Raw genomic sequence first — 10,133 nt, forward strand, 5'->3', positions numbered from 1 at the left:
CCGCTCCCACATTGGATTCGTGGCGGCTGTTAAATCCTTATCTTCAGGACGATCCTTCGATGTCCCATTACCCGATTTCCGCGCAGATGTGCGCCTTCGTCGAGAAAACCGAATCCTTCACCAGCGACGACACATCGCTGGCCGGATTGCGCCGAGGCTATGACCGCATGTGCCAGGCGTTCACCCCGGCGCGGCCCGAAGGGTTACAGGTGTCAGACGTTTCCCTGGGTGGCGTGGGCGTACGCATTTATCAGCCGGCGACGCCAATCCCTGATGGCGGCTGGCCATGCATCCTTTATATGCACGGTGGCGGCTGGGTGGTCGGCGGCCTGGATTCCCATGACTTCATGTGTGCTGAGCTGGCCGACTCACTGCAAGTGCTGGTGATCGCCATCGATTACCGCCTGGCACCCGAACACCCGTTTCCGGCCGCCTTTGAGGATTGCCGTGCGGTCTGGCAGGCGATCCAGGTGGGCGAAGCGCCCCAGCCGATCAACCTTCAGCGTCTGGTGGTGGCCGGTGACAGCGCCGGCGGTAACCTGGCGGCGGCCCTGTGCCTGGGCCTGCGGGATGACCATCAGCCGCAGCCCCTGGCGCAAGTCCTGATCTACCCCGGCCTGGGCGGCCCCGCCGACCTGCCGTCCCGCCGCGATTGCGTCGACGCGCCGCTGCTCAGTACCGCCGACACCGAGTGCTATCTCGCCCTTTACCTGCGTGGGCCGGGCAAGCCGTCGCCCTACGCCATGCCATTGCTGGCCGTGGATTTCAGCGGGTTGCCGCAGGCTTTGATCGCTGTCGCCCAGTTCGACCCGTTGCGGGACGACGGCATGCTCTACGCCGAACGCCTGCAAGGCGCCGGGGTGGCGGCCACGCTGTATCCCGGCAAAGGCCTGGTTCACGGCTGCCTGCGGGCCCGGGGCCAGGTGTTGGAGGTCGACCGGCTGTACGTTTATCTGCTGGACTACCTGCGTGGTGTTCTGCTGACACAGGTCTAGGTCCACGAGGACATGCTCATTGCACAATTCGGGTTTATGATGCCAGACGGCAAAATAATAGACGTCCCCCCAGGGATGAACTCGACCCCTTACGGAGCGCGCAATGCAGACTTTGTACCCGCAGATCAAACCCTACGCCCGGCACGATCTGGCCGTCGATGAAACCCACGTCCTGTACGTCGACGAAAGCGGTTCCCCGGAAGGCTTGCCCGTTGTGTTCATCCATGGCGGCCCCGGCGCCGGGTGTGATGCCAATAGCCGCTGCTATTTCGATCCTAATCTGTACCGAATTGTTACTTTTGATCAGCGTGGCTGCGGGCGCTCCACCCCACGGGCCAGCCTGGAAAACAACACCACCTGGGACCTGGTGGCCGACCTTGAGCGGATTCGCGAACACCTGGGCATCGAAAAATGGGTGCTGTTCGGCGGTTCCTGGGGCTCGACCCTGGCCCTGGCCTACGCGCAAACCCACCCGGAGCGTGTGCACGGCCTGATCGTGCGGGGCATTTTCCTGGCCCGCCCCCAGGACATTCAGTGGTTCTACCAGGCTGGCGCCAGCCGGCTGTTCCCCGATTACTGGCAGGACTACCTGGCGCCTATCCCGGCGGAGGAGCGGCACGACCTGCTCAGCGCCTACCACAAGCGCCTGACCGGCAACGACCAGATCGCCCAGATGCACGCCGCCAAGGCCTGGTCCACGTGGGAAGGGCGCATGTTGGGCCTGTGCCCGAACCCGCAATTGATCGAGCGTTTCTCCGAACCCCAGCGCGCCCTGTCGATTGCCCGTATCGAATGCCATTACTTCACCAATAACTCGTTCCTTGAACCTGACCAACTGATCCGCGACATGCACAAGATCGCCCACTTGCCTGGCGTAATCGTGCATGGTCGCTACGATATGATCTGCCCGCTGGACAATGCCTGGGAGCTGCATCAGGCCTGGCCCAACAGTGAGTTGCAGATCATCCGCGAGGCCGGCCATGCGGCTTCCGAACCCGGAATTACCGATGCGCTGGTGCGTGCGGCGAGTGAAATGGCACGGCGCCTGCTTGATTTGCCGCCTGAAGAAGCATGAAGGGGCTTTTGCAACGGGTGCGCGGCGCCCGGGTCGAGGTAGAGGGGCAGGTGGTCGGGGCGATAGACCAGGGTTTGCTGGTGCTGGTGGCTGTCGAGCCTTCGGATACGCAAGCCAGCGCCGACAAGCTGCTGCATAAGCTGCTTAACTATCGGGTGTTCAGCGACGACGAGGGCAAGATGAACCTGTCCTTGAAAGACATTGGCGGCGGTTTGCTGCTGGTGTCGCAGTTCACCCTGGCGGCAGACACCAAGAGTGGGCTGAGGCCGAGCTTCTCCACGGCGGCACCGCCGGCGTTGGGCGAGGCGCTTTTCGACTATCTGCTGTTACAAGCGCAACAATTGCATGGCACGGTAGCGGCAGGGCGTTTTGGCGCTGATATGCAGGTGCATTTGGTCAATGATGGGCCGGTCACCTTCCTGTTACAGACGTGAATGTACTGAAAACGACTTGTGATGCCCAAAAAACCGGGTTTTCGCTACAAATACTTCGCTGACCCTGATGCGTTGTCACGCGGGCTACTAGATAATCGCGCGCTACGGGGATCAGCGTTAATTGGTCCATTTTTGACTTAGGTAGAGACTTGTCCGATAGCCATTGGGGAATCATTTAGCCCCATGGGAGTCGGAACAATGCTCGCCAACCTGGCATATAGATAGCTGGCCGTTGGTTTTTTGATCTGTTTTCGGCGAGGGTTGCTCGTGATTGTTAGTCCCTGTAATGCACCAAAATTGTCTGCCAAACGGTTACGAAACGTACTGGTGACGGGCTCTGCCCTGTTTTGCCTGTTCGGCGCGGGTCAACTGTGGGCATTCAGTCTGGATGATGTGTCGGCCAAGGCAAAAGAGCTGGCCGGGCAGAAATACGAAGCTCCGCGCAGCAATTTGCCGAACGAATTCCGCGAAATGAAATTCGCTGATTACCAGAAAATTCGTTTCCGCAACGAAAAAGCCGAGTGGGCCGATCAGAACACCCCGTTCAAGCTGTCCTTCTACCACCAGGGTATGCATTTCGATACACCGGTGAAAATCAACGAAGTCACCGCCGACAGCGTTCAGGAAATCAAGTACGACCCGTCCCGCTTCGATTTCGGCGACGTCAAGTTTGATCCCAAATCCACCGAACAGCTGGGTTATGCCGGTTTCCGTGTGCTGTACCCGATCAACAAGGGCGACAAGCAAGACGAAATCATGACCATGCTCGGCGCCAGCTATTTCCGCGTCGTGGGCAAGGACCAGGTCTACGGCCTGTCTGCCCGCGGCATGGCGATCGACACTGCGTTGCCGTCCGGCGAAGAATTCCCGCGTTTCACCGAGTTCTGGATCGAGCGTCCAAAACCGGGTGAGAAACAGCTGGTGATCTACGCCCTGCTGGATTCGCCGCGGGCCACCGGCGCTTATCGCCTGATCCTGCGCCCGGGTACCGACACCATCGTCGACGTCAAATCCCAGATGTACCTGCGTGACAAGGTCACCAAGCTGGGCATCGCCCCGCTGACCAGCATGTTCCTGTTCGGCGCCAACCAGCCGTCCAAGGTCCTCAACTACCGTCGCGAGCTGCACGATTCCAGCGGCCTGTCGATCCATGCCGGCAACGGCGAGTGGATCTGGCGCCCACTGAACAACCCCAAACACCTGTCGGTCAGCAACTTCACCGTGGAAAACCCGCGTGGTTTCGGCCTGCTGCAACGCGGCCGCAACTTCAGCCACTACGAAGACCTCGACGACAACTACGACAAGCGCCCAAGCGCCTGGATCGAGCCTGAAGGCGATTGGGGCAAGGGCTCCGTCGACCTGGTAGAGATTCCGACCGCCGATGAAACCAACGACAACATCGTTGCGTTCTGGAGCCCGGAAACACTGCCGGAGCCAGGCAAGCCGCTGGACGTTGCCTACCGCCTGCACTGGACATTGCAAGACGCCGAGTTCCATTCGCCGGAAAGCGCCTGGGTCAAGCAGACCCTGCGTTCCACCGGCGACGTCAAGCAATCCAACCTGATCCGTCAGCCAGACGGCAGCGTGGCTTACCTGGTGGACTTCGAGGGCCCGTCCCTGAAGAAACTGCCAGCTGACGCACCGGTTCGCAGCCAGGTCAGCGTGGGCGACAACGCCGAAATCGTTGAAAACAGCGTGCGCTACAACCCGCACACCCAAGGCTGGCGCCTGACCCTGCGCATGAAGATCAAGGACGCAGGCAAGCCGACTGAAATGCGTGCTGCTCTGGTTCAGGACATCGTGCAGCCGGAACCGGAGAAGGTTTCGACCCAAGTGTTGAAAGCCGACAAGGTCCTGGCCAAGCAGCACGAGAAAGCAGCCAAGAAAGACGCCAAGGACAAGGACGCCAAGCAGCCGGAAGCGGCTGCCCCAGCCACACCACTCCCTACCCAGGATCAGGCCAAGACAGAGCAAGTCCTGACCGAAACCTGGAGCTATCAGTTGCCTGCCGATGAGTAATTCTCAAGTCCAGCCAGAGACTCTTGCCGAGTACCTGGCGCATCTACCGATGNNGGTGCTCGACGCCAGCGGCCGGGTTTGCCTCAAGGCCACGCCGCCGATCCGTCGGACCAAGGTCGTGCCTGAGCCGTGGCGCACCAATATCCTGGTGCGTGGCTGGCGCCGCCTGACCGGCCGCACCAATCCACCGGCCCCGCCGAAGGATGAGCGCGTACTGCCGGCCGCCCGCTGGCGCACCGTCGGTTCGATCCGTCGCTATATCCTGCTGGTGCTGATGCTCGGCCAGACGATCGTTGCCGGCTGGTACATGAAAGGCATCATGCCGTACCAGGGCTGGTCCTTCGTCGACTTTGACGAGATCCGCAACCAGACCCTGCTGCAAACCGCGACCCAGGTACTGCCTTACGCCCTGCAAACCAGCATCCTCGTGCTGTTCGGGATTCTGTTCTGCTGGGTCTCGGCCGGTTTCTGGACCGCGCTGATGGGCTTCCTGGAACTGCTGACCGGTCACGATAAATACCGTATCTCCGGTAAAAGTGCCGGTGACGAGCCGATTCCGAAAGACGCCCGCACCGCCCTGGTCATGCCGATCTGCAACGAAGACGTGCCCCGGGTATTTGCCGGCCTGCGCGCGACGTTCGAATCGGTGGCTGCCACCGGTGACCTGGACCGTTTCGACTTCTTCGTCCTCAGCGACAGCAACGAGGCCGACATCTGCATCGCCGAGCAGCAAGCCTGGCTCGACGTGTGCCGCGAAGCCGGTGGCTTTGGCAAGATCTTCTATCGCCGCCGTCGCCGTCGCGTCAAACGCAAGAGCGGCAACCTCGACGACTTCTGCCGTCGCTGGGGCGGTGACTACAAGTACATGGTGGTGCTCGACGCCGACAGCGTGATGAGCGGCGAATGCCTGACCAGCCTGGTGCGCCTGATGGAAGCCACGCCGGATGCCGGGATTATCCAGACCGCGCCACGTGCGTCGGGCATGGATACCCTGTATGCGCGCATGCAGCAGTTCGCGACCCGGGTGTACGGCCCGCTGTTTACCGCCGGCCTGCACTTCTGGCAGCTGGGTGAATCCCACTACTGGGGTCACAATGCGATCATCCGCATGAAGCCGTTTATCGAGCACTGCGCCCTGGCGCCGTTGCCGGGTAAAGGTGCGTTTGCCGGNNCGCTGATGCGCCGCGCCGGCTGGGGCGTGTGGATTGCCTACGACTTGCCGGGCAGCTACGAAGAGCTGCCGCCGAACCTGCTGGACGAACTCAAGCGTGACCGTCGCTGGTGCCACGGCAACCTGATGAACTTCCGCCTGTTCCTGGTAAAAGGCATGCACCCGGTGCACCGTGCGGTGTTCCTCACCGGCGTGATGTCGTACCTGTCGGCACCGTTGTGGTTCTTCTTCCTGGTGCTGTCCACGGCCTTGCTGGCGGTCAACACACTGATGGAGCCGCAGTACTTCATGGCGCCGCGCCAGTTGTATCCGTTGTGGCCACAATGGCATCCGGACAAGGCGGTGGCGCTGTTCTCCACCACCATCGTGCTGCTGTTCCTGCCTAAATTGCTGAGCATCATCCTGATCTGGGCCAAGGGCGCGAAAGAGTTCGGCGGCAAGTTCAAGGTGACCCTGTCGATGCTGCTGGAGATGCTGTTCTCCATGTTGCTGGCGCCGGTGCGGATGATTTTCCACACCCGTTTCGTACTGGCCGCGTTCCTCGGCTGGGCGGCGACCTGGAACTCGCCACAGCGTGACGACGACTCCACGCCATGGAGCGAGGCAGTCAAGCGCCACGGTCCACAGACCCTGCTCGGCTTCTTCTGGGCGCTGCTGGTGGTGTGGTTGAACCCAAGCTTCCTGTGGTGGCTGGTGCCGATCGTCGGTTCGCTGATGCTGTCGATTCCGGTGTCGGTGATTTCCAGCCGGGTCAAACTGGGCCTCAAGTCTCGCGACGAGAGCCTGTTCCTGATCCCCGAGGAATACAATCCGCCCCAGGCGCTGTTGTCGACCGACAAGTACACCCACGAAAACCGTTGGCATGCGCTCAATGACGGTTTTGTGCGGGCGGTGGTCGATCCGCAGCAGAACGCCCTGGCGTGCGCCTTGGCAACTTCCCGTCACGGGCAGGCGGAGCCGATTGAGTGGCTGCGTGTTGACCGGGTTCGCCACGCGTTGAAAGTCGGCCCGGCCGGCCTCAACAACGGTGAACGCCTGGCCTTGCTCAGCGACCCGGTCGCCCTGGCACGCTTGCACGAGCAGGTCTGGAGCGAAGGCCACGCCGAGTGGCTGAGCGCCTGGCGCGAATCGGTCAAGGCCGATCCGCATGCGCCATTGCTTCCATTGAAGCCGCTGTCGTCCCAGGCTCAACCGGCCTGATTCCGACGCCCCCGAGGTGCCACCTCGGGGGCGTTTGCGATAACCGTCCTACGTTGTTTTTCCCTTCTGCTGTATTGCGCTAACTCCTTGTTATTTCGAAACAAAAGACCCTTCTCCGAGGCATATTGCCGTGCCTGCGAGTGGGTTAGCATCGCCCCCCAAATCTGACTCGAAGCCTGCGGCTTACGCGATCTTGCGCGTGGCCGGGTGTGGGAGTGTTTAATGGAACAGGGGCTTTTTTCATGATCAAAAGGTATTTGTCGATGCTGCTGCTCGGCATCGTCACATTTTCCCACGGTTACCTGGCGCATGCCGGAGCCATAGATGAGGCCGTTCGGCGGGGTGTGTTGAAAGTCGGCACCAATCCGGCGTACGTGCCCTTTGAGATGACCGACAAGAAAGGCCGGATCGTCGGGTTTGAAATTGACCTGCTTCGGGAGATGAGCAAGGCGCTGGGGGTCAAGCTGGAGCTGGTTTCGGTACCGTATATCGACCTGATTCCCGGCCTGCTGGCCAGCCGGTTCGACCTGATCGGCAGCGGCATGACTGTCACGCAGGAGCGCAACCTGACCCTCAATTTCAGCGACTCGTTCATCATCGTCGGCCAGACCGTGCTGCTGAACCCTCGGTTGGCCGACAAGGTCCAGAGCATCGAGGACTTGAACGAGGCCGGTTACCGGATCGTGGCCGCCGAAGGCACCACAGGCGAGGCGGCGGCGAAAAGGTTTCTCGGCACTGCACGGCTGCGCAGTTTTCCAACACCTGAAGAAGGCGTGCGCCAGGTGGTGGAGGGCAAGGCCGATGCGTTTATCCATGATGCGCCGTATAACCTGATCGCCATTACCAAGCCCCAGAACAGTGCGCTGTTGGCGCTGGAGCAACCCTTCACCTACGAGCCCCTGGCGTTCGGCTTGAAAAAGGGCGATTACGACAGCCTCAACTGGATCAATCATTTCCTCAACCAGGTGGCCCAGGACGGCACCTACGATCGGCTGCATGACAAGTGGTTCAAGGACTCGGGCTGGATGGCGGAAGTGGGCTGGTAGTCATAACTGCTTACACATCAAGCAATTGGCTGGGCCGCGGGTCGAGGTGTCTAGCCATGCCTTTCTCTGCACGGTTGTGGGGCTTTTCTGTCATACCTTGGCAACAAATCCCGGCGAAACCTTTGTACCCGGCGGTGAGTGAGTTAGGATCGCACCCCGAAATGGTGCAGCCCTTTTGCGCGCCGACCTCACAAGAAAATGAGTTCAGGGGACTTGATGATGAAAAAGTATCTTTCGATGCTGCTGCTGGGTGTCACCGCACTGGTGGCGGTCAACGCGGCACATGCCGGCGCCATCGATGATGCGGTCAAGCGCGGTACGCTGAAAGTCGGCATGGACCCGACCTACATGCCGTTCCAGATGACCAACAAACGCGGCGAAATCATCGGCTTTGAAGTCGACATCCTCAAGGCCATGGCCAAGTCGATGGGCGTGAAGTTCGAGCCGATTTCCACCGGTTACGACGGCATCATCCCGGCCCTGTTGACCGACAAGTTCGACATGATCGGCAGCGGCATGACCCTGACCCAGGAACGCAACCTGCGCCTGAACTTCAGCGAACCGTTCATCGTGGTCGGCCAGACCCTGCTGATCCGCAAGGAGCTGGAGGGCACCATCAAGTCCTACAAAGACCTGAATGACGAGAAATACCGCCTGACCTCCAAGCTCGGCACCACCGGCGAGATGGTGGCCAAGAAGCTGATCTCCAAAGCCAAGTACCACGGCTATGACAACGAGCAGGAAGCTGTTCTGGACGTGGTCAACGGCAAGGCTGACGCCTTCGTCTATGACGCCCCGTACAACGTGGTGGCCGTGAACAAGGTCGGCGCCGGCAAACTGGTGTTCCTTGATCAGCCGTTCACCTTTGAACCCCTGGCGTTCGGCCTGAAGAAGGGCGACTACGACAGCATCAACTTCATCAACAACTTCCTGCACCAGATCCGCAACGACGGCACCTACGATCGCATCCATGACAAGTGGTTCAAGAGCTCTGAGTGGCTCAAGGACATGGAATAAGGTTGGCTTAATACCGAGTCGAGCCCTTCGCGAGCAAGCCCGNNGGGCTTGCTCGCGAATAGGGCCTGCCAGGCGATACACATCCCGGAACCTGAAATGAAACAGAAAAAAGCCCAATGGCCCTGGCACCTGCTGACGGTGCTGGTGCTGGTCGGCCTGGCCGGCGCGTTGTATTACGCCACCTCGCTGATGTCCTACGAATGGCGCTGGAACCGCGTGCCGCAGTACTTCGTCTACCAGGCCGAAGAGTCCCAGCGGGCGTCGGACATTTCCACCGTCAGCGAGCTGGTGCGCAAGGGCGATGTGGCTGAAGTCACCCTGCGTAATGACGAGGGCAACGAGCAGCACCTGACCGTGGCCGAGAACAGCCTGCAAGTGGCCAAGGGCGATGACGTGGCCGAGGGCGATGTGATCGGCGTCACCCGGCATTGGGCTGCGGGCCCTCTGCTGTGGGGCTTGTGGACTACGTTGTGGCTATCGGTGGTGTCCGGGGTGCTGGGACTGTTGATCGGCCTGGCGACCGGATTGTGTCGCCTGTCGAACAACCCGACCTTGCGCGATCTGTCGACGATCTACGTCGAATTGGTACGCGGTACGCCGTTGTTGGTGCAGATCTTCATTTTCTATTTCTTTATCGGCACGGTGCTCAACCTGTCCCGGGAATTCGCCGGGATCGCCGCGCTGTCACTGTTTACCGGCGCGTATGTGGCGGAAATCATCCGTGCCGGCGTGCAGTCGATTGCCCGTGGGCAGAATGAGGCGGCACGTTCCCTGGGGCTCAGTGCTGGCCAGTCGATGCGCCACGTGGTGTTGCCGCAAGCCTTCAAGCGCGTGCTGCCGCCCCTGGCCGGGCAATTTATCAGCCTGGTCAAGGACACATCCCTGGTGTCGGTGATCGCGATTACCGAGCTGCTCAAAAGCGGCCGCGAGGTCATCACCACCTCGTTCTCGCCGTTCGAAATCCTGTTCTGCGTCGCAGGCCTGTACCTGCTGATCAACCTGCCGCTGTCGAAAATCGCCAGCCGGCTTGAGCGGAGGCTCGCGCAAAGTGATTGAAGTCCGCGATCTGGTAAAAGTCTTCGACACCCGTGGCCACGTCGTGCGCGCGGTGGATAACGTGACCACGCAGGTGGCCAGGGGTGAAGTGCTGGTGGTGATCGGCCCGTCCGGTTCCGG

The 10,133-nt window shown here is 60.7% G+C and carries 7 protein-coding genes and 2 pseudogenes; all 9 read left to right on the forward strand.

Translation table 11 applies throughout. The features are described 5' to 3' along the window. Positions 1–59: 59 nt before the first annotated feature. Entirely contained in the window at positions 60–995 is a 936-nt protein-coding gene (locus HX786_RS29645; RefSeq protein ID WP_177116694.1) for an alpha/beta hydrolase, read from the forward strand. A 103-nt stretch (positions 996–1,098) separates the two neighbouring features. Further along, entirely contained in the window at positions 1,099–2,070 is a 972-nt protein-coding gene (pip, locus tag HX786_RS29650; protein ID WP_008439282.1) for a prolyl aminopeptidase, read from the forward strand. Beyond that, on the forward strand, positions 2,067–2,504 hold the full coding sequence (gene dtd, locus HX786_RS29655) for a D-aminoacyl-tRNA deacylase (protein ID WP_087692908.1): 438 nt from the start codon (positions 2,067–2,069) through the stop codon (positions 2,502–2,504). The genes pip and dtd overlap by 4 nt, the downstream gene beginning before the upstream one ends. A gap of 267 nt (positions 2,505–2,771) precedes the next feature. Beyond that, positions 2,772–4,523, forward strand: a complete 1,752-nt coding sequence (locus HX786_RS29660) for a glucan biosynthesis protein G (protein WP_008439280.1) — start codon at positions 2,772–2,774, stop codon at positions 4,521–4,523. Further along, a pseudogene (gene mdoH, locus HX786_RS29665) lies at positions 4,516–6,977 on the forward strand (glucans biosynthesis glucosyltransferase MdoH). The gene HX786_RS29660 and the pseudogene mdoH overlap by 8 nt, the downstream one beginning before the upstream one ends. A gap of 159 nt (positions 6,978–7,136) precedes the next feature. Continuing rightward, on the forward strand, positions 7,137–7,940 hold the full coding sequence (locus HX786_RS29670; RefSeq protein ID WP_102605846.1) for a transporter substrate-binding domain-containing protein: 804 nt from the start codon (positions 7,137–7,139) through the stop codon (positions 7,938–7,940). A gap of 219 nt (positions 7,941–8,159) precedes the next feature. Further along, positions 8,160–8,957, forward strand: a complete 798-nt coding sequence (locus HX786_RS29675; protein ID WP_003209284.1) for a transporter substrate-binding domain-containing protein — start codon at positions 8,160–8,162, stop codon at positions 8,955–8,957. A gap of 96 nt (positions 8,958–9,053) precedes the next feature. Next, complete coding sequence (locus HX786_RS29680; protein WP_178902578.1) at positions 9,054–10,013, forward strand: amino acid ABC transporter permease; 960 nt, start codon at positions 9,054–9,056, stop codon at positions 10,011–10,013. Then, positions 10,006–10,133: pseudogene (locus HX786_RS29685) on the forward strand (peptide ABC transporter ATP-binding protein); the annotation flags it as partial. The gene HX786_RS29680 and the pseudogene HX786_RS29685, both read left to right, overlap by 8 nt.

The organism is Pseudomonas sp. 21615526 (assembly GCF_013386245.1).
Taxonomy (GTDB): Bacteria; Pseudomonadota; Gammaproteobacteria; order Pseudomonadales; family Pseudomonadaceae; genus Aquipseudomonas.